Source organism: Oceanitalea stevensii, assembly GCF_014837105.1.
Taxonomy (GTDB): domain Bacteria; phylum Actinomycetota; class Actinomycetes; order Actinomycetales; family Actinomycetaceae; genus Oceanitalea; species Oceanitalea stevensii.
Window position 1 is genome coordinate 66,750 of the sequence record NZ_JACSPO010000010.1, and the last position, 19,326, is coordinate 86,075.

19 protein-coding genes are annotated in these 19,326 nt (G+C 67.0%); 14 read left to right on the plus strand and 5 right to left on the minus strand.

Features of this window, described 5'->3' with window-relative positions; translation table 11 throughout:
- Positions 1-11: 11 nt before the first annotated feature.
- The 3 genes from H9624_RS13820 to H9624_RS13830 all read right to left on the minus strand — a co-directional run bounded on the left by H9624_RS13820 (position 12) and on the right by H9624_RS13830 (position 2,096).
- The gene (locus H9624_RS13820; protein ID WP_251840480.1) at positions 12-1,169 is read right to left on the minus strand and encodes a glycerate kinase; all 1,158 of its coding nucleotides are present in this window, start codon (positions 1,167-1,169) and stop codon (positions 12-14) included.
- A 71-nt stretch (positions 1,170-1,240) separates the two neighbouring features.
- On the minus strand, positions 1,241-1,387 hold the full coding sequence (locus tag H9624_RS13825) for a hypothetical protein (RefSeq protein WP_251840481.1): 147 nt from the start codon (positions 1,385-1,387) through the stop codon (positions 1,241-1,243).
- A 91-nt stretch (positions 1,388-1,478) separates the two neighbouring features.
- Positions 1,479-2,096, minus strand: a complete 618-nt coding sequence (locus H9624_RS13830; RefSeq protein WP_251840482.1) for a dihydrofolate reductase family protein — start codon at positions 2,094-2,096, stop codon at positions 1,479-1,481.
- A 67-nt stretch (positions 2,097-2,163) separates the two neighbouring features.
- Here H9624_RS13830 and H9624_RS13835 point away from each other — a divergent pair, with 67 nt between their 5' ends.
- Complete coding sequence (locus H9624_RS13835; RefSeq protein WP_251840483.1) at positions 2,164-2,445, plus strand: hypothetical protein; 282 nt, start codon at positions 2,164-2,166, stop codon at positions 2,443-2,445.
- A 30-nt stretch (positions 2,446-2,475) separates the two neighbouring features.
- On the opposite strand, the gene H9624_RS13840 is transcribed toward H9624_RS13835, so the two are convergent.
- Complete coding sequence (locus H9624_RS13840) at positions 2,476-2,619, minus strand: hypothetical protein (RefSeq protein ID WP_251840484.1); 144 nt, start codon at positions 2,617-2,619, stop codon at positions 2,476-2,478.
- 193 nt (positions 2,620-2,812) lie between these two features.
- Here H9624_RS13840 and H9624_RS13845 point away from each other — a divergent pair, with 193 nt between their 5' ends.
- From H9624_RS13845 to H9624_RS13905, 13 genes are all read left to right on the plus strand, one after another.
- On the plus strand, positions 2,813-3,973 hold the full coding sequence (locus H9624_RS13845; protein WP_251840485.1) for a MalY/PatB family protein: 1,161 nt from the start codon (positions 2,813-2,815) through the stop codon (positions 3,971-3,973).
- Between the two features lie 288 nt (positions 3,974-4,261).
- Positions 4,262-5,995 (plus strand): polysaccharide biosynthesis protein, encoded by a 1,734-nt coding sequence (locus tag H9624_RS13850; RefSeq protein WP_251840486.1) that lies wholly within the window; start codon positions 4,262-4,264, stop codon positions 5,993-5,995.
- Positions 5,992-7,209: a DegT/DnrJ/EryC1/StrS family aminotransferase gene (locus H9624_RS13855; RefSeq protein WP_251840487.1), complete on the plus strand. Its 1,218-nt coding sequence runs from the start codon at positions 5,992-5,994 to the stop codon at positions 7,207-7,209. Before H9624_RS13850 ends, H9624_RS13855 begins: the two co-directional genes overlap by 4 nt.
- The gene (locus tag H9624_RS13860; RefSeq protein ID WP_251840488.1) at positions 7,206-8,198 is read left to right on the plus strand and encodes an ATP-grasp domain-containing protein; all 993 of its coding nucleotides are present in this window, start codon (positions 7,206-7,208) and stop codon (positions 8,196-8,198) included. The genes H9624_RS13855 and H9624_RS13860 overlap by 4 nt, the downstream gene beginning before the upstream one ends.
- A complete protein-coding gene (locus H9624_RS13865) occupies positions 8,195-8,896 on the plus strand; it encodes an HAD family hydrolase (protein WP_251840489.1) in 702 nt (233 codons plus the stop codon). The genes H9624_RS13860 and H9624_RS13865 overlap by 4 nt, the downstream gene beginning before the upstream one ends.
- Positions 8,893-10,122, plus strand: a complete 1,230-nt coding sequence (locus H9624_RS13870; RefSeq protein WP_251840490.1) for a polysaccharide pyruvyl transferase family protein — start codon at positions 8,893-8,895, stop codon at positions 10,120-10,122. The genes H9624_RS13865 and H9624_RS13870 overlap by 4 nt, the downstream gene beginning before the upstream one ends.
- A 3-nt stretch (positions 10,123-10,125) precedes the next feature.
- Positions 10,126-10,761: a sugar transferase gene (locus tag H9624_RS13875; protein ID WP_251840491.1), complete on the plus strand. Its 636-nt coding sequence runs from the start codon at positions 10,126-10,128 to the stop codon at positions 10,759-10,761.
- On the plus strand, positions 10,758-11,993 hold the full coding sequence (locus H9624_RS13880; protein ID WP_251840492.1) for a glycosyltransferase: 1,236 nt from the start codon (positions 10,758-10,760) through the stop codon (positions 11,991-11,993). Before H9624_RS13875 ends, H9624_RS13880 begins: the two co-directional genes overlap by 4 nt.
- Before the next feature lie 53 nt (positions 11,994-12,046).
- Positions 12,047-13,102: a polysaccharide pyruvyl transferase family protein gene (locus tag H9624_RS13885; RefSeq protein ID WP_251840493.1), complete on the plus strand. Its 1,056-nt coding sequence runs from the start codon at positions 12,047-12,049 to the stop codon at positions 13,100-13,102.
- A gap of 1 nt (position 13,103) precedes the next feature.
- The gene (locus H9624_RS13890) at positions 13,104-13,907 is read left to right on the plus strand and encodes a glycosyltransferase family 2 protein (protein WP_251840494.1); all 804 of its coding nucleotides are present in this window, start codon (positions 13,104-13,106) and stop codon (positions 13,905-13,907) included.
- Positions 13,908-14,092: 185 nt separating this feature from the next.
- Positions 14,093-15,118, plus strand: coding sequence for a lipopolysaccharide biosynthesis protein (locus tag H9624_RS13895; protein WP_251840495.1), 1,026 nt, complete (start codon positions 14,093-14,095; stop codon positions 15,116-15,118).
- Positions 15,119-15,223: 105 nt separating this feature from the next.
- Entirely contained in the window at positions 15,224-16,300 is a 1,077-nt protein-coding gene (locus tag H9624_RS13900; RefSeq protein WP_251840496.1) for an EpsG family protein, read from the plus strand.
- 357 nt (positions 16,301-16,657) lie between these two features.
- Positions 16,658-18,130, plus strand: coding sequence for a tyrosine-protein kinase domain-containing protein (locus tag H9624_RS13905; RefSeq protein ID WP_251840497.1), 1,473 nt, complete (start codon positions 16,658-16,660; stop codon positions 18,128-18,130).
- A 211-nt stretch (positions 18,131-18,341) separates the two neighbouring features.
- Here H9624_RS13905 and H9624_RS13910 read toward each other — a convergent pair whose 3' ends face one another.
- Complete coding sequence (locus tag H9624_RS13910; protein ID WP_251840498.1) at positions 18,342-19,265, minus strand: hypothetical protein; 924 nt, start codon at positions 19,263-19,265, stop codon at positions 18,342-18,344.
- Positions 19,266-19,326 lie beyond the last annotated feature (61 nt).

The window sequence follows — 19,326 nt, forward strand, 5'->3', positions numbered from 1 at the left end:
CGTGGTGGTCGTCAGTGGCGGCTGTGGGCGAGGAGGCGGCAGACGGCTTCGGCGGCCTCGGCGACGAGCGCGGTGGCGTCGTCGCGCAGCGCGTCCTCGGTGGCCGGCCCGCGGGCGATGGACACGGCGGCGGCCAGTCCCGCCGCGGCCACCTCCGTCGCCGACAGCTCGACACGCCCCGCGACGACGACGACCGCCGCGCCGTCGGGCGCGCAGGCCCGGACGCCGTCAACGACCTTCCCGTGCAGGGACTGCGCGTCGAAGCTTCCCTCGCCGGTGAGCACGACGTCCGCGTCGGCGAGCAGGGCGGGGAGCCCGACGGCGTCCGCCACCAGCCGGGAGCCCGGCACGATCTCGGCGCCCAGGACCGCGGACAGCGACGCGGGCAGGCCACCGGCGGCGCCCATACCCGGCGTGTGGAGCAGCGCGGCCTCGTCGGTGCGCGTGGCGTCGGCGAGCCGCGCGGCGAGGTGCGCGAGGCCGGCGTCGAGGACGGCGACGTCCGACGGCGTCGCCCCCTTCTGCGGGCCGAAGACGGCGGCCGCGCCGAGCTCGCCGACGAGCGGGTTGTCGACGTCGACGGCGATGCGCCAGCGGGCCTGACGGGCGAGCGGGTGGAGGTCGTCGAGGTCGATGCGGTCGACGGCGGCGAGCCCTCCCCCGCCGGGCTCGGTGGGCCGGCCGTCACGGTCAAGGAGCCGCGCGCCGAGCGCCCGCAGGACGCCGGTGCCGCCGTCCGTCGTCGCGGAGCCGCCGATGCAGAGCAGGATCTCCCGCGCCCCGGCCTCGAGGGCGGCGCGCGCGAGCTCCCCGACGCCGGCGGAGTCGGCCCGCAGCGGCTGGAGGGCGACGTCGCGCACGTGCGGGAGCCCGTTGGCCTCGGCCGCCTCGATGACCGCCGTCGTCCCGTCCGCGGAGAGCCCGTACCTGGCGGTCCGCGGCCGGCCGAGGGCATCGGTGACCTCGTGGCGCCGCTCGTGGCCGTGCCAGGCGTCGAGCAGCGCGTCGAGGGTGCCCTCACCGCCGTCGGCCATCGGCACCGCGGAGATGGTCGCCTCCGGGCCGAGTGCGCGACGCGCGCCGTCGGCCATGGCACGCGCGACCTGCAACGCGCTGAGGCTCCCCTTGAAGGAGTCCGGCGCGGCGACGACGTTGCGCACCGTCCGCATGGACGAAGGCTACGACCGGGGCACGGGCCGCGCGTCGCCGACGCGACCGCTACGGCGCCGGCGAGCCGAGCTCAGAGCGACTCGCCGCGGTGCTCGTCGGCCGCGAGGACCTCACCGAGCCGGCCGTGCAGCGCCGCGCGCTGCGCCATGAGGCTGACCATCCACAGTGGGGCGGCCCCGCTCGCAGCAGTGCTCTCGTCGTCGTGCTCGCGTCCCACGGGTACACCTCCGCCCACGTCGGCGCCCCCCTGGTGCCGACGGTTCAGAGGGTAGGGGACGAGGCGCCCCGGTACCGAACTGACACGCGCGTCAGGTGACGACGTCGTAGACGAGGTGTGTCGCCGTCGAGGAGGGGGTGACGGAGCGCTGCACGAGGGTGTGCGACTGCCCGCCCGGGAAGAGCGGTGTCCCGGCACCCAGGAGCAGGGGCGCCAGGTGCACCGAGAGCACGTCGACGAGCCCGGCCGCGAGCGCCGACGCGATCGTCGCCCCACCACCCATGACGACGACGTCGAGCTCCTCGTCGCGTTCCGCCGACGCCGCCTCCGCCCGCTCCCGCGCGACCTCGACGGCGGCGGCCAGGCCCGTCGTGACGAAGGTCCAGTCGAGGGTCGTCAGGCGTACGGAGGGCGGCGGTGAGCTCGTGACGACGACGAACGGCGGCGTCCCCGCCTCCGCAGCCCCGTACCCGGTCCGCTCGTCCCACCCGTGCGGCCCGTCGACGATGTCGAAGAGCCGCCGTCCCATGACGACGGCGCCCGAACGGGCCGTCCCCTCGCGCAGGATCCGCTGATCGGCGGGATCGTTGGAGAAGGCCCACCGGTGCAGGGGCTCGCCACCGGTGCCCAGACCGTTGTCGGGCCCGGCGCCCGGGCCAGTGACGAAGCCGTCCAGGGAGATGGTGATGTCGGCGATGACTCGGCTCATGCAGGGACAGACCGGGCGCGGCCATGCTTCTCATCGCGGCGTCAGACCTCACCGACACGATGAGCTCGTGACTCAGGAGCTGCTCGCGTGGGACGCCCACGCCGCGACGTGGCAGCCCGTCCTCAACGAGCGGCCCATCCCCCACCGCCGCGCCCAGGTCAGCTGCGGCATCCCCATCCCCGTGACGGCGCGCGTCGTGTGGGAGCGCGACGGCGTCGAGGAGATCGACACCGTCGTCTGGGCGTGGACGTCGCGGTCCGTGCTCGTGGAGATGCATGACGTCCGCCGCCAGACGATCGGCGTGTGGCTGCCGGCGCAGGACGTCCGACGGCGTCAGCAGCCAGGCTGAAATGACCACGTCGGCTCGCGCCGACCGTTGTCACACGGCTTCGTCGCACTCCTCGTCGGCCTCGATGGCCTTCCTCAGCCGTGCCTGCACCGCCGCGTGCTCGGCCGCCAGGGCCTCGTGCCACAACGGCACCGCCCGCATCGTCGCAGTGTGATCGTCAAAGCCGTCTCCCACGGTCGCCCCTCCGCCCGTGTCGACACCCCCCATGGCACCGACATGTTCGACACTAGCCGACGACTCGGCCTCTCACACAACGGGCATTCGTCTCGACGCGTGGGCACGACCCACCGCTAGCCGGTCGCGCGCCAGCCCGCCGCTAGCCTCGTGAGGACGCCGCAGACCCGACCGCCGCCACCCTGGAGGATCAGTGCACCCCTTCGACGAGATCACCGTCGACCAGCTCCGCGCCGCGGGCAGCACCAAGTGGACGATGTTCCCCGACGCGATCGGCGCCTTCGTCGCGGAGATGGACTTCGGCGTCCCGCCTGCCGTGGCCGAGGTGGTCCGGACGGCTGCGGACAGCCAGGCCATGGGCTACCTCCCCATGGCGGACCGCGCCGCCGCCAAGCGCGCCACGGCCGACTGGCTGGCCCGCAGCTTCGACTGGCAGATCCCGGCGGACAACGTCCACCTCCTGCCCGACGTCCTGTCCGTCATGCGCATCGCCATCCAGCGCTTCACCCCGCCCGGCTCCCCCGTCATCGTGCCGACGCCGGCCTACATGCCCTTCCTCACCGTCGTGCCGGCTCTGGACCGCGAGGTCATCGAGGTGCCCTCGCTCCTCGACGACGACGGCCGCTACCACCTCGACCTCGTCGCCATCGACGCCGCCTTCGCCGCCGGCGCCGGGCTCCTCGTCCTGTGCAATCCGTGGAACCCGGTCGGCCGCGTCCTCACCCGCGACGAGCTCGAGGCCGTCGCCGAGGTCGTCGACCGCCGCGGCGGCCGCGTGTTCTCCGACGAGATCCACGCCCCGCTCGTCCTCGACGACCTGCCCCACCTCCCGTACGCCTCCCTCGACGAGCGCACCGCCGGCCACACCATCACGGCCGTGGCTGCCTCCAAGGGCTGGAACATCCCCGGCCTCAAGTGCGGGCAGATGCTCCTCTCCAACGACGACGACGTCGCCACCTTCGCCCCGTACGCCGCCGACGCCGGGGACACGGTCGGGCTCCTGGGCGGACGCGCGGTCGTCGCGGCCTACGACGAGAGCCAGGACTGGCTCGACGACGTCGTCTCCTACCTCCGCGGGAACAGGGACCTTCTCGTGACGATGGTCGAGGACATCCCGGGCCTGCGGATCAGCCCGGTCGAGGGCACCTACATCGCCTGGCTCGACTGCCGCGAGCTCGACCTCCCCGGCGGGCCGGCCCAGTTCTTCCGCCGCGAGGCCGGCGTCGCCCTGACGGACGGCACGATGTGCGGCGAGGCAGGCGACGGCTTCGCCCGCTTCATCTTCGCCATGCCACGGCCCATCCTCCGGGACGCGCTGGAGAGGATGCGCGAGGCGGTCCTGGCCCGCCGATGACGTTGCAGGGCTTCCTCATGCGGGCACCCAGCTCATTCCCGACCCCGGAGGGGAGCTGCTCAGGCCGGCGGTGGACGGGCTGCACCGACCGTGCCTTGTGTCACCCGGAGCGCGGTGCGCTACGCCTGTCCCGTATGCTCTCAATGGCTCAGGGCCGTCCAGGCCTGCCATTCATGCCGCTCGAATCGGCGATTTGGCCACGCCAGTAGGAGGATCACTTTGTCCGGGGGGACGCTGGCTCGACGAAGCCTGGTCGGACTGTGGGACTGCGCCGCGTGGTGCGTCGCCGTGGCGCTCATCGTCGGTACCCGTTACGAGTTCTACCTCAATGACGCCCAGTGGAGCACCGTCTTTCTCTACGCCGGGCTCGCGAGCATCGCTCAGCTCGTCGTCGGTGCCCTGCTCAAGCTCTACCGCGGGAAGTACCGGCTCGGCAGCTTCGAGGAGAGCCTCGGCCTCCTCCTGTCCGTCGTCGTCGTCGCTCTCGTCCTCATCGTCACCTTCGTCCTCATCCGGGACCTCGAGGACTTCCCGCGCGGAATCGCGTTCCTGGCGCCGCCCTTCGCCTTGATCTTCATGGCCGCCGGCCGTTGGGCGTACCGAGCGTGGACGACTCCGAAGCGACCCTCGACCGAGGAGAACGAGAACGTCCTCATCTACGGCGCGGGTGACGCGGGCTACCAGCTCCTGCGCCTCGTCGAGATGGACTCGTCGTCGCCGTACCGGGTGGTCGGCTTCATCGACGACGACCCTGCCAAGCGGCACCTCAGTCTCCTCAACGCCCCGGTGCTCGGGAGCCGCGACGACATCGTGCGGCAGGCACAGGAGCGTGACGTCACCACCGTCATCCTCGCGATCTCCGCCGCGAGCAAGACGATGATCGCCGAGGTCGCCGACATCGTCGAGGGCGCCGGTATGAAGTTCCTCCTGCTGCCGCCCCTCAGCCAGATCCTCGGAGGGAGGGTGAAGCTGAGCGACGTCAAGGAGGTCGACATCGCCGACATCCTCGGTCGCCGTCAGATCCGGACCGACATCGGCTCCATCGCCAACTACCTCACCGACAAGCGTGTGCTCGTCACGGGAGCCGGTGGGTCGATCGGTTCCGAGCTGGCCCGGCAGGTGCACAAGTTCGGCCCCGCCGATCTCATCCTCCTCGACCGTGACGAGTCCGCGCTCCACGGCGTGCAGCTCTCCATCTACGGCAAGGCACTCCTCGACACCCCGGACATGGCTCTCGCGAGCATCCGCGACAAGGATGCGCTGCGAGAGATCTTCGAGGCCCACCGCCCGGAGGTCGTCTTCCACGCCGCCGCTCTCAAGCACCTACCCATGCTCGAGCAGTACCCGGACGAGGCGTGGAAGACCAACGTCATCGGCACGCAGAACCTCCTCGAGCTCTCCGCCGAGTTCGGCGTCGACAAGTTCGTCAACATCTCGACCGACAAGGCCGCGAACCCGACGAGCGTCCTGGGCAAGACCAAGCGCCTCGCCGAGCAGCTCACGGCCTGGTACGGCCAGCAGGCGAGCGGCACCTACCTCTCAGTCCGCTTCGGCAACGTCCTCGGGTCGCGCGGCTCGATGCTCCACACCTTCCGACAGCAGATCGAGCGGGGTGGGCCCATCACGGTCACACACCCCGACGTCACGCGGTACTTCATGACGATCCCGGAGGCCAGCGAGCTCGTCATCCAGGCCGGCGCCATCGGCAGCGACGGCGAGGTACTCGTTCTCGACATGGGTGAGCCTGTCCGGATCCTTGATGTCGCGCGACGACTGGTCACCCACTCCGGCCAGGACATCGAGATCGTCTTCACCGGACTACGCCCGAACGAGAAGCTCCACGAGGACCTCTTCAGCGAGAACGAGACCGGGGTGCGGCCTCAGCACCCCCTCATCTCGCACGTCGCCGTACCACCCATCGCACCGTCCCAGCTCGACCGGCTGCACGACCACGGGAGCCCGCCCGTCGGAGATGCTGGTCAGTCGGCTGAACCGGACAACCTGAAGGAGCACCAGTCATGAACGATCGGATCCTGCTCTCCCCGCCCGACACCGGGCCGGCCGAGGAGGAAGCCGTTCTGCGTGCGCTCCGAGGTGGGTGGGTGGCACCCCTCGGCCCCGAGGTGGACGCCTTCGAGGAGGAGATCGCGGCCTACACCGGCAGGAAGCACGCGGTTGCGCTGTCGTCGGGCACCGCCGCACTTCACCTCGGGCTGCTCAACTTCGGCGTCGGTCCGGGGGACGTCGTGGTCACCGCCACGATGACCTTCGCTGCGACAGCGAACGCGATCATTTACACCGGTGCGGAGCCTGTCTTCGTCGACTGCGACGAGACGGGCAACATCGACGTCGATCTCCTCGACGAGGCAGTCTCAGATCTTCAAGCACAGGGCCGGCGGATCGCGGCGATCGTCCCTGTCGACCTGCTCGGCAAGGTCGCCAACTACGAGCGGATCACCGAGATCGCGGGCCGTGCGGGCGCACCGGTGCTGTCCGATGCCGCCGAGTCGCTCGGCGCCTGGCGGAACGGCCGCCCTGCTGGAAGCTTCGGCGACGCGTCGATCCTGTCGTTCAACGGCAACAAGGTCATGACGACCTCCGGTGGCGGCATGCTCCTCACCGACGACGCAGACGTCGCGACGAGGACGCGATACCTCGCGACCCAGGCGCGCCAGCCAGTGCTGCACTACGAGCACACCGAGGTCGGCTACAACTACAGGCTTTCGAACATCCTTGCCGCGATCGGCCGCGCACAGCTGGGTCGCCTGGACGACATGATCGAGCGTCGACGACACACCCGTCTCAGATACCGCGAGATGGTCGCTGCGCTCCCGGGAGTCCAGATGTTTGGTGCTCCGGACGGCTCGGACGGAGGTCCGACGCGCGACAACTACTGGCTCACGTCGGTACTGATCGACCCCGATGCTGCTGGCTGGAGTGCCTCGACGCTCGCTGCGCGCCTCAATGAAGGCGGCATCGAGGCCCGTCCGCTGTGGAAGCCCATGCACCTCCAGCCCGTCTACGAGGGCAGGCGCTCCTACAGCAACGGCACCTCGGAACGACTGCACTCATCGGGACTGTCCCTTCCTTCAGGGTCGGTCATGACTGCGGCACAGCTCGACCACGTCATTCAAACGATCCAGGAGGTGACCGAGGCACTACACCGAGCAACTCCAGACGTCTCGGCGCCACTGTCAGCAACCGCGCCGCCCACGTCCAGCCCGGACACCCGATGACCACCACCGTCAATGTCCTGATCCTCAGCGCAGGGCGCCGAGTCGAGCTCGTGCGGGCGTTCCAAAGGCAACACCCCGGACTCGACGTCACTCCACGGGTTGTCGCTGCCGATGCCAGCCCCCTCGCTCCGGCGCTGTACTTCGCGGACGCGCACGAGATTCTTCCCCGGTGCACCGAGAGCAACTACATCCAGGCTCTCCTGGCCCTCTGTAGGAAGCACGCGATTGATCTGGTCATACCGACCATCGACACCGAGCTCGCAGTGATGGCGGCGAATCGCGAGCTGATCGAGGAGACAACCGGCGCGCTGGTCGCGATCTCCGATACCTACAGCATCGCCATATGCCGAGACAAGGTGAAGACCCACGCCTACCTCCGAAGCAAGGGCCTCGTCACCCCACACCTCTACACCGAGGACGAGGTGACAGGGCTGCGCGTCACGTTCCCCGCGTTCGCGAAGCCACGCGGCGGGAGTTCGTCGGTGGGCGCACAACGCCTGGACACCCTCGACGATCTTGAGGTCGCTCGGCGCACCACGCCGGACCTCATGGTCCAGAGCTACGCAGCGGGAGACGAGTACACCGTTGACTGCTTCATCGCTCCCGACGGACGACCGCTCTCGATCACGCCCAGACTCCGTCTCGCAACACGGTCGGGCGAGATTTCTAAGGGGAGGATCCACCACGCGCCGGAGGTGATCGAGGCGACTGAGCGGCTCCTTGCAGCGCTCCCGCTCCGGTACCACGTCACTGTGCAGTGCATCGTCGAGAACGGCACGGTGTCCTTCATCGAGATCAACCCTCGCTTCGGAGGGGGCGCCCCTATGTCGATCCACGCGGGGGCAGATTCATGTCTCAACCTGTACCGGATACGCCTCAACATCCCCACCACGCCAACCCCAGCCATGGACGGCGCAACGTTCCTGCGCTTTGACAGGACGCTGCAGCTCGGCACAACCACGGAGCCCCAAGCGGTACTCTTTGAATGAGCCCGATCAATTTCGTCGTATTCGATCTCGACGACACGCTGACGCCCGAGAAGACCTACGTGCGGAGCGGCTTCGCCGCCGTGGCCGACTACCTCGCGCCGGTTGTTGCGACGAGCGCTCGGGATATCGCCGACGCACTCATGTCGTTCCAAGCCGAAACTCCTGGACGCGCTTTCGACCGCGTCTTGGAACTCCTACGGGTAGACCACGTCACATCGAAGGAACTGGTCACCCTGTATCGCGAGCACACGCCGCAGATTGATTTCTACGGCGATGTCATGCCCACCCTCTCTGCTCTCCGCGAGATCGGCGTCCGGATTGGCATAGTCACTGACGGTTACGCCGTAGCGCAACGCAGCAAGTTGAACGCGCTCGGCGCCTCCGAACTCGTCGACGAGATCATAATCACCGACGAGTACGGCCCTGACTTCTGGAAGCCCGATCCCAGGAGTTTCGAAATGCTCGCCCGCAATGCTGGCTCCGACGTCGCCCATATGGCCTACGTCGGCGACAACCCAGCGAAGGACTTCGCCGTGGCTAGCACGCTTCCGCTGACGACCGTCCGTGTCATGCGGGACGGCGTCCACAGCCACCGCGCATACCTGAACGACCTACGCGAGCACATCAGAATTTCCGCTCTGACCGACATCCCGCACGTTCTTTCGCTACGACCACATTCGGAAGGGAGGAAGGCATGAGCCAGCGCATCGGCTTTACGGGCCCTTTCTCGGACGTCAACTTTGGCGACTACGCGATGCTCGTCAACAACTACCTCGACATCGCGCCTGACGAAGCCGTCCTCTACGCGGCCGATTCCGCATTCCTGCACAAGGTCGTCGACCACTACCTGAGCGACTCGAGTCCTGAGGTACGTCCAGTAGACCTGCGTACGGGTGCCACAGAGGGCCTCGATCTCACCGACGCGAGCCTCACGCCCGCGGACGCACTCCCCATGTTCACCGACCCGCAAGCTCTGCTCGACTCCGTTGCAGCCCTCGACGTTCTCGTGGTGAACGGAGGCGGCTACATCAACGGCCTGTGGGCCTCACCTCACCGCGCGCCTCAGCTCATGCAGATCCTCGGCCCCGTGTATGCGGCGAGAAGAGTGGGCACCCCAATCGTGTTCACCGCGAACGGTTACGGCCCCTTCGGGGCTTACGAGGACTTCTTCTTCGCCTTGCTGAACGACTTGCCGGGAGTCGCTCTGCACACACGTGACGACGTGTACTCGCCCGCTCACCTCCGCCGCCTCGGCGTCGCGAGTGAGCGTATACAGCAGGTGCCCGACGATCTGTACTTCCTCAGTCCAGGAGTGCCGCAGGCTCGTGAAACGGACCTCCCTTCCGAGTACGTCGTCATTGAGTCCTACGCGCCCGTCGAGGAACTCGCGGCCAACCTCGACACGATCACGCGCTTCGTCCAGACCATGCGGGACGTGCATGGTCACGCAGTCGTCTTCCTGCCTCTCAACCTCGGCCGCGGCGGCACAGACCAAGCCGCGTTCCTGGCTGAACGGGTGCCCGATCTCCACGTTGTCGACATCGAGACCCATGGGTTCCTTCCGATCGAGACCGCCGCTGCGGTGATCGGTGGGGCGTCCCTTGTTGTCAGCATGAGGTATCACGCTGCCGTCCTGGCGATCCAGTTGGAAGTGCCCGTCGTCAGCGCCCTGCGCCCCGTTCTGGGGAGCCGCCAGTACTACCACAGCAAGACCTACGGTCTGCTGGCGAAGGCTCTCGGTCCGGACATCGACCAGTCGTTGTTCCTCCAGAACGGCATGTACGAGGCGCTCGACGAGGTGTCCTCAAGCTTCGGCGCCCTCACTAGCTCCCAAGGTCGCGTCATCCGCTCGCGGAAGACGGGGCACGACGTGACCCTCAAGCTCGAACGCGACGCACTGATCAGGCAGATTAGGGGAGTTTGACCGATGGCCCTTTACGAGAAGTTCGGCAAGAGAGTCTTCGACATCGTCGCGACGACGGGTGCCCTCGTCGCTTTCGCACCGGTCTCCGCGGTGATCGCGATCGCCATCCGCGCCGAGTCTCCCGGCGGCGTGCTCTACACCCAGACACGGATCGGGAGAAATGGGAACCCGTTCAAGATCTACAAGTTTCGAACGATGCTCCCGCTCGAGCAGAGCTTCCGTCCAGACGGGAGCCCCCTCGACAATGCCGAGCGAGTGACCCGCGTGGGCTCAGTTCTCCGGCGACTGAGCATCGACGAGGTCCCCCAGCTCATCAACGTCGTCAAGGGCGACATGTCGCTCGTCGGCCCCCGCCCAACTCTGCCGTACCAGGTCACTCGGTATACAGATGAGCAGCGGCGGCGGCTAGGTGTTCGCCCCGGCCTTACCGGCCTGGCGCAGGTGAGCGGGCGCAATTCCCTTACATGGACTGAAAAAATCGAGTACGACGTCAAGTACGTCGACAACATCACTTTCCTAGGCGACCTCAAGATCGTGGTTCGCACACTAAACACGGTTCTACGCAAGGAAGACACTGCGTTCAGTCGCCATGACGACCTGAGTGTCCATGAGCGTGACTACAGGGACGACATCACATGATTCCGGGTCGAATTTCGCAGTGGTGGCGGCGCCGTCCCCAAAGTACGCCGGCTCCGGCAGGACGCCCTGACGCTCGTCGCGGCGCCCGAAGGGCCATCCTCCTTCTTGTCACCGCCGACCAGTCCGCAAAGCTCCTCTACCCCCATTGCCGGGTCCTCCGCGACAGGGGATGGACTGTGCACGTTGCGTCCTCACCAGGTCCCAACCTCGAGAGCCTGCGCGCCGACGGCTTCGAGACACATCCGATCGCCATGAGGCGCGACATCTCCCCCGCTCGTGATGTGGCCGCCCTCGTCAAGCTGACCTCTCTGCTCTGGCAGTTGAAGCCCGACGTCGTGAGCGCCGGTACGCCGAAGGCAGGTCTGCTCGGTACGTTGGCGGCAGCGGTGATCCCCAAGGCCAAGTCGGTCTATCTCGTGAGGGGCCTGCCCCTCGAGACCGCGGTCGGCCTCAAGCGGAACATTCTCGTGGCCACGGAGCGACTGGCCTGCAGATCAGCGGACTCCGTCCTGACGATCAGCAGATCACTCGAGACGCGGTTGAAGGACCTCCGGATTTGCGATGCGAGGAAGCTGCGCACTTTGGGTCCCGGCTCGTCCAAGGGTGTAGACATCGACCGGTTTGTGCCAGACGGGGCGACACTGCAGCATGCCCAGGCGACTCGGAGAACGTTGACGGCACCGATTCTGGGATACATCGGGCGCATCGCACCCGACAAGGGCCTGGACATCCTGGCGGAGTCACTGTCGATCCTTGCGGCACGGAACGTTCGGGGAACTCTCCTCGTCGTCGGGAATGACGATTCACCCTCGAGCGCAGCGATACGAGCACGACTGGAAACGTCGGACTGGACTGTCGTTCAGCGTCCCTACGAGCCAGCTGTTGAACGGGTGTATCCCGTTCTTGACATCTTGTGTGTCCCGAGTCGTCGTGAAGGTTTCGGCAACGTCGTGCTGGAGGCCGCACTCGCCGGTGTCCCATCCGTGGGGATGTCGGTCACCGGTGTCGTCGACGCCATCGTCGACGGAGTTACCGGCCTGATTGCTCAGGACTCGGGAGCGGCTCCGTACGCAGCGTGCGTCGAAAAGTTGGCGACCGACGAACGCTTGCGGACACGGCTCGGGACCGCAGCCCGTGACCGCGTCGTTGAACAGTTCGGCGAAGAGGCCGTGTGCACCCGCTATGCGCAACATTACGAGTCGTTGGCTCCAGCCCCATCGGCTGAACGATAGAGACGAGGCTATTGGTGAGTACACGCCGAGTCACCGCGGTTGGCTATTACGGTATGTCGAACTTCGGTGACGACCTGTTCCGCGCGACCATCGTCGCGCGCGGCTCCGACCTGTGGCCATCCGCTCGAGTGCGCACTTCGGCTCCTCGCGACAGGTCCACCATTTCCGGTCGGGTCTACCAGTCCGCTTCGAAGGTCGGAGCGGTGCTTCGACTGGCGTACGCAGTGCGGGATTTCCGCTGGGCGGACGACATCGTCTTGGGAGGTGGGTCGGTCTTCCAGTCCGTCAAGGGCAGGCACGTCATGGAGGCTTGGCTCGCGCGCCACAGGCTCCGTCGCCTGTCGGCGCTCGGAGTCTCCTTCGGTCCCTTCTCGACCGCCACGGACGAGCGTGAAGTATCCGACTTCGCGCGGGCGTTCGAACGCATCGTCGTCAGGGACCGGCCCTCAATGGAGTTCGCAGAGCTGTGGGGCATCGAGAACAAAGTCAAATTCGGGGGCGACCTCGCCGCGCTCTACCCCTTCGAGACCGAACTGTCGACGCAGTCGGACGGCCTCATCAGAATCGGGATCATGCCGTGCGAGTACAAGGGATTGGACCGTGGGGCGTACCTCGACGGGATCTCGGCATTTCTGGCCGCCCTCAAGGATATCCATGGAGCACGGCTCCGAGTGACATCGATCGCGCTCAACTACCACCCGACCAACGGTGACCTCGACCTCGCGAAGGAAGTCGCTCGCACTGCCCGAACCCACACGGACGAAGTGCAGCTTCACTCCTACAGCGGTGACTTGGCCGAGACACTTGGTGTGATCCGCCGCCAGTCGTTCAACGTGGCTACCCGCCTGCACGGAGGCGTCGTCTCGTACCTGACGGAAACACCTTTCGCCCAGGTGAACTATCACCCCAAGTGCGCCGACTTCATGGACGACATCGGCGCACCCGAGGCGGCCGCAGTCTCCGCTGATGCAGACGTCTCGCGGTGGCGCGCGCTGGCTCAGTACTCGCGTACATACAGTCGGCCCCAGAAGAGCGTCGACGACTACCGGCAGCGGGCTGAGTCGACGTACGTCTATGGCGCAACGCGGAATGATGGAAGAGGGAAGTAGCTTGGACGTTTCGGTCATCATCCCGCACTATGGCGACACCTCGACGCTCAAGCGTGCGATCGAGTCGGCTCTCAACCAGACCCTGGCCCCTCGAGAGATCATCGTCGTCGACGATGCGAGCCCGACTCGGGATCGGGAGGCGCTTGCTCTCCTCGTGGAAGAGCTTCCACCGAGCGTCCGCGTTCTTCAACTACACAAGAACTCGGGCCCCGGGGGCGCACGAAATGCCGGCTGGGATGCTGCAGGCGGCGATGTCGTCGCCTTCCTCGATTCAGACGATTCCTGGCTTCCGACGAAGTTGGAGTGGCAGTGCCGCGCGCTGGAGGACCAGCGGCTGGACCTGGTAGGAGGGCCCAACGTCTGGGTGGCCCTCGGAGACACCGCGGCCAGCCATGGTTCTCGCGATGCAGCTGTCGTGACTCGTCGGGCTCTTGTCTTCAAGAACCGCTTCGCTACCTCAAGCGTCATGGTGCGGCGGGGCGTCGGACTGCGGTTCAACGCGGAGCGCCGGTACGCGGAGGACTATGAGCTCTGGCTGCGGCTCCACCTCAGCGGAAAGCGGCTTGGGCGTATCCCGACGCCCCTCAGCGTGAGCTACAAGCGCCCATTCGGGGACTCTGGTCTCAGCGCGAATCTCCTAGCTATGGCCCGCAACCAGCTCCACGTCTACTACCGAGCTCGAGCGGACCGCCTGCTCGGCTTCGGCGAATGGCTCTTGGCGAGCGCATGGTCAGTTGCCCGCAGCGGACGCCGGTTCGCGAAGTATCTCGCCTTTCGCGCCATCGAGAATCGTCGGCCGCGGTGAGTAGACGGCTCAGCTTCCGGGGATGGGGTTCGTCGCTAGGCCTCACAACCGGCTACCTCGCACGCGCCGCGACTCAGTGGTTCCTGCTCTGGTTCTTCGCGGCTACCGCTGGGCCGCAGGGCGCGGGCCAGTTCTCACTAGCCATGGCGCTATCCGCCCCCGTCTTCATCTTCTCGCAGCTCGGCATGCGCAACATCTACATGTCGATGCGGGACCGTCCGGGCCTTTCCACATTCTTCAGCCTCCGCACCGTTCTCTCCGTGGTGGCGAGTGGAGTGGTGCTTGCCATCGCTGCGATCAGGTCGGACATCGGGGTCAGCATCGTCGGCCCCGTCATAGCAATCAAATTCTTCGACTCGTTGACCGATATCTGCATCGGAGCCCTCCACGTCAACGGTCGAACCAGTCGGGTGACGGCTTCGATGTACGCGAATGCGGTGGGCACAGCCGCCGGCGCTGGCGTGGTGTTCTACCTTTCGGGGGACCCCATCGCGTCGCTCTGGGCATCTGCCGTCGCGTCGGCACTCGTCTTCGCATACTTTGGAATCCCCGTACTACGCGCATATCGAAAGCCGACACCGGGCGGAGTGCGCGCAGGCCTGACAGAGAGCGGAGTCATCGCGAGGTCGGGCCTGCCCCTCGCGGTGGCTGAGTCGATCTCCACGCTACTGGCGTACCTGCCCGTCCTGTATCTCGCCGAGACAGCTACGCAGGATGACATCGGCCTGTTCTCGACTGCGATGTACGTGATCACGTTCGCCAACCTGTTCTACAGCTCCACTCAGCAGGTCTGGCTTGCACGTCTCGCGCAGGAGCATCGGGCGGGCCGTCTCCGGACGGCAGCCTTACCGCCGTTGGCTGCAATGACGGCACTCGGACTGCTAGGTGCCAGCGCAACATTCGTGTTCTTGCCGCCGCTGCTCCCCGTGATCTATGGGCCGGAGTTCGGGCTCACTCGCTCACAGGTCGCCCCGCTTGCCGTCGCGGTCCTCATGCTCGCCTTCTCGTACGCCGCGAACCTTCTCCTACTGGTGCTGAACAGGTACAGGAGGCAGTTGTACGTCGCGGCTTCCGCGCTCGGCGTCTCTCTGCTGACAGCGTTCGTACTGTGGGACCACGGTTCAATCTGGGCGGCCGGTGTCCTCGTCGCGACCGCTGCCTGCATGAGGGCGGTCGGCGCGATAGCTGCACTCCTTCGGGCGGAGAAATGACCACTGGCCCGAGGTGCCCTCGCCGCGATCGAGGAGCAGGGATCGAACTCAATCGTCGTAGGACGGAAGCAGACCGCCACATCTGCGTGGAGGGGAGGGCGCGGCGTGGTTGAAGCCATTTTGATAGGTGCCATCTTGGCGACCGCCGTTGCATGGTCGCTCGCGCTTGCGCTCGTTCCGTCGGGTCGGAAGATCCCCGGAGCGTTGGCACTCCCCCCGCTCGTTGTATATACGTCGCTCGCCGGCTACGCGGCCCTCGTCGTCGGCCGCGGCATCAGCGACCGGCAGAACTACCTGCGGGATCTCGAAGAGGTCGCCCGTGGCGGTGGTATCGACTCGATCGAGCGCGAGCCCTTGTTCTGGGCGTTCCTCAAAGGCGTGTCCCTCTTCGGCGCCACTGATGTCCACCTCTACGCAGGGGTGGCATTGGTGTGCGCGGTCGTTTATATCGCGGCCCTAAGGCTGCTGATGCCATGGGCGTCCGTCCCCGTGACGTTCCTGGGCGTACTCGCACTCGGCTTCTTCGTCACATACTCGTCGGTTGCCATCCGCCAGGGGCTCGCGCTGGCCTGCATCGTGCTGGCGATCTCACTGATTCTCACCGGCGCCCGGAAGTCCGCTCTCGTCTCACTCATCGTGGCGAGCCTCTTCCACTGGTCAGCAATCACAGCCGCCGCAGTCGTCCTCGTGGTCCTCGTGTCCAAGATCAGTTACGCCACGCTCGTGAAGATCTGGCTCGTGGCGTCTGCAGCGGCATTCACAGGCGTCTTTCGATTCCTCTTGAGCCCCCTCAACCAATCGATCGACAGGCTGGGCGCATATGCCGATCCGGACCTCGCACGAAGCTACAGCGGGGGCACTCTCCGAGTTGAGTTCTGGCTTTTCTCGCTGGGAATGCTTGTCGCTATCCATTTCTTTGCGGTACGCGCTCCAGGAGAGCGCGGCGCGACGGATCTCGCCCGGTACTTCGTCGCACTCAACTGCATGTACCTGCTCTTGGCCCACGTGTACTTTTCGGACCGCATCGCCGTGTACTCATGGACCCTCGCGCCGATCGCTCTCATCCCCGCACTCATCAAGGGAGGTCGCACACTCGGCGACCACTTGAGAGTTTTCTCGACCCTGATCGCCATCCTCGCCGTCGGCTTCCTGTTCGGCCCGTTCGGGGAGATCCTCTCCTGAACCACACAGGGGATGGCGACACGCCTCCGCGGAGGTGGACGGCGTCGCATACGACTCGGTAACCGATCGTCCGCACCGGCCCAGCTCGCTTAGGGCGATCAGGTGGTCACTTCGCCAGGCCGTACCGGCGGTCGTCTCGCCTGTGACGCTAGTCGCTCCTCACCGCAGCCTCCCCTCCCGCCCGGAGGAATCCTCCATCCTCTCCACGCGGAATCCCCTCCGAGCCGCGGGTTCAACGGGTGAACGCGCATCAGCACGACGACGATGGCACAACTCGCGTCGCTACCGCCCGAAGCCGCTCCGGGCCAAGGTGTGGGAGGATGTTTCGGCACGATGACTGGGCTACCGGGGGACCGAATGGATCTGCGCGACTACTTGCACGTGCTGCGCACACGATGGCTGACTGTCGTCACCGTTGGGCTCCTGACGTTAGCCGCAACGGCAGCAGGCACGCTCCTCACCACGCCGGAGTACACCTCCTCGACGCGGATGTTCTTTGCCGTGCAGGGAGGCGAGTCGGTGTCGGACCTCGCGCAGGGCTCGACGTTCACCGAGAAGCAGATGGCTTCTTATGCCGAGGTCGCCAAGTCCCCGATCGTGCTCGGCCCCGTGGCGGAGCGCTTCGGACTGGGCGAGGACCCTTCCAATCTCGCCGCTGCCTTGGACGTCTCTGTCGCCGCGGACACGACGATCCTCGTGATCGCCGCAACCGATGAGGATCCGGTCCTGGCGCGCGACGTTGCAAACGCGGTCGCAGATCAGCTTGCGTCGACGGTCGGCGGCCTCTCCCCTGAGCGCCCCGACGGTACTGAGACCGTCCGCGCGACCATGCTCAGCGAGGCGCAGGTGGCAGACTCGCCGTCCTCGCCGAGGACCGCTCGGAATCTTGCGATGGGGCTCGTGCTCGGTGCGCTCCTGGGCGTGGGCGTGGCCCTACTCCGTCAGCTGCTCGACACGAAGGTCCGCGACGACAACGACATCGCCGCCGTCACCGACGTGACACCGCTCGCCACCGTGCCCGTCGACCCCACGGCTACCGACCACCCGGTCTTCATGCACGACGACTCCATGGGTGCCAGGGCCGAGGCGATCCGACGCCTGAGGACGAACCTCCAGTTCGTCGACTTCGGAGACCGTCCCAGCTCGATCGTCGTCACGTCCTCCGTTCCTGGTGAGGGCAAGACGACCACGGCCATCAACCTCGCTGCCTCCCTCGCTGACGCCGGTGCGCGCGTCATCCTCATCGACGCGGATCTCCGCCGTCCCTCCGTCGCCAAGTACATGGGCTTCGAGGGCCGTGTGGGGCTGACGACCGTCCTTATCGGGCGCGCCAACGTCGAGGACGTCGTCCAGCCCTGGCAGGGCACTTCGCTGGACATCCTGCCCTCGGGCCAGATCCCCCCGAACCCGAGCGAGCTGCTCGGCTCGCGTGCCATGAGCCGCCTGCTCGGTGATCTCGCGGGGACCTACGATGTCGTCCTCATAGACAGCCCGCCGCTGCTACCCGTCACCGACGCGGCCATCCTCAGCAAGCTCGTCGGAGGGACACTGGTCGTCGCCGGCGCGGACCGTCTCCAGAAGCCTCAGCTGCGCACCTCGTTGGAGGCACTCGCCAAGGTGGACGCCCACGTCCTCGGGATCGTGCTCAACAAGGCACAGCGCAAGGAGCGCGACCGCTACGCATACGAGTACTATAGCAGCGAGGACCCCACGCTCACCGGGTCGCGAGTGTCCGCCGCGCGCTCCAGCCGTCGGACGGCCGCGCCGCAGCCCACCCACGCCAAGCGCTCGACCTGGCCCGGTGAGAGGCTCTCAGCCTCGCGCCGCTGAGCTCGTAGCATGCAGCGCCCGGCAGCGGACGTGGCGCTCCCGTACTCGCGTACCTGAAGAGCCACACGTCTCCGTGTCAGGCACCCCGGCGGACGGGACGCACAGCGACGAGCCTCTAACGCGTCGCGCAGGACGTCTTGAGACGATGCGGTGTCCCCTGACTGACTCGACCACCAGTCCTTCTGCGAGGTTCCAGCGACGCCCCTCTGACCTACCAGCTCCGGCCACCGTCGGTGGAGACAAAGGTGTCGTCGCCCGCCCACAGCCACAGGGCATCGGGGCCTCCGGACACAGCGAGGGAGCCCGCGTCGGCGGCCACGCACGACGGCTCGTCCAACGCGGCGCCGTCGGCGGCGGTGAGCACGACGGCGACGTCCTCGTCGCACCTCTCGTGGGTCCCTGCTAGGGCGAAGCCGTCCTGCCGCACGCCAATCGCGAAGGCGGCGATCGGTGCCTCTGCCTCCTCCCAGGACACGCCTCCGTCGGACGTGAGCGCGAGGTCGCCGTCCTGGCAGAGGATTGCGGCGTCGGAGGCGTCGAGCGCGGCGAGGTCGACCGCCTTGCACGGGACTCCGACCGTACCGGCCGGTGTCGCGATCGTGGTGCTGTCCGAGGGGACCAGGTACCAGGAGCCATCGAGGTACTGGTCGTTGCTGAGCCAGTTGGAGCCCGCCGTGGACGAGGAGAGGTATGTCGGCTCGCAGTCGGCCGCTCCCCCGATGACGAAGAGCGTCTGCGGCCCCAGGACGCGCACCCTGCTCACGGGCGCAAGGTCGAGCGGCACCTCCTCCCAGGTCTCTCCACCGTCGGTCGTGCGCTCGAACGTCGCTGCGTCCTCGCAGGTGCCCACCTCGGCCCGCCACGCCGTCGTGGCGTCGGTACCGACGATGATCCGCTCGGCCGGCTCCGGGTGGTCGGGGCGCGCTCTCGTCGTGGGGAGCTCCGCTGGCTCCCGCTTCGCCGGCGGCTCCCCCTCCGCGACGCCCGTCGGGGTAGCCGGCGGCGCCGCATCTGGGGCCTCGCCGTCGACACCGGGCGCCGGACGAACGAGGAGGAGGCCGATGAGGACGATGTTGAGGACGACGAGTGCCCCCAGTCCGAGGGCGGACCACGGGCGACTGGAGCGGGATAGCATGAGCTTCACCTCAGGGACGACGGAACCGAGCAGAGCCCGCGAGACGATCCGCGCAGCATCT

Bases quoted from the DNA above. Each gene is read 5' to 3' on its own strand.
- H9624_RS13875 (WP_251840491.1), top strand. From the start codon at position 10,126: ATGGCCCTTTACGAGAAGTTCGGCAAGAGAGTCTTCGACATCGTCGCG.
- H9624_RS13820 (WP_251840480.1), bottom strand. From the start codon at position 1,169: ATGCGGACGGTGCGCAACGTCGTCGCCGCGCCGGACTCCTTCAAGGGG.
- H9624_RS13860 (WP_251840488.1), top strand. From the start codon at position 7,206: ATGACCACCACCGTCAATGTCCTGATCCTCAGCGCAGGGCGCCGAGTC.
- H9624_RS13830 (WP_251840482.1), bottom strand. From the start codon at position 2,096: ATGAGCCGAGTCATCGCCGACATCACCATCTCCCTGGACGGCTTCGTC.
- H9624_RS13885 (WP_251840493.1), top strand. From the start codon at position 12,047: ATGTCGAACTTCGGTGACGACCTGTTCCGCGCGACCATCGTCGCGCGC.
- H9624_RS13910 (WP_251840498.1), bottom strand. From the start codon at position 19,265: ATGCTATCCCGCTCCAGTCGCCCGTGGTCCGCCCTCGGACTGGGGGCA.
- H9624_RS13865 (WP_251840489.1), top strand. From the start codon at position 8,195: ATGAGCCCGATCAATTTCGTCGTATTCGATCTCGACGACACGCTGACG.
- H9624_RS13880 (WP_251840492.1), top strand. From the start codon at position 10,758: ATGATTCCGGGTCGAATTTCGCAGTGGTGGCGGCGCCGTCCCCAAAGT.
- H9624_RS13895 (WP_251840495.1), top strand. From the start codon at position 14,093: ATGCGCAACATCTACATGTCGATGCGGGACCGTCCGGGCCTTTCCACA.
- H9624_RS13870 (WP_251840490.1), top strand. From the start codon at position 8,893: ATGAGCCAGCGCATCGGCTTTACGGGCCCTTTCTCGGACGTCAACTTT.
- H9624_RS13905 (WP_251840497.1), top strand. From the start codon at position 16,658: ATGGATCTGCGCGACTACTTGCACGTGCTGCGCACACGATGGCTGACT.
- H9624_RS13855 (WP_251840487.1), top strand. From the start codon at position 5,992: ATGAACGATCGGATCCTGCTCTCCCCGCCCGACACCGGGCCGGCCGAG.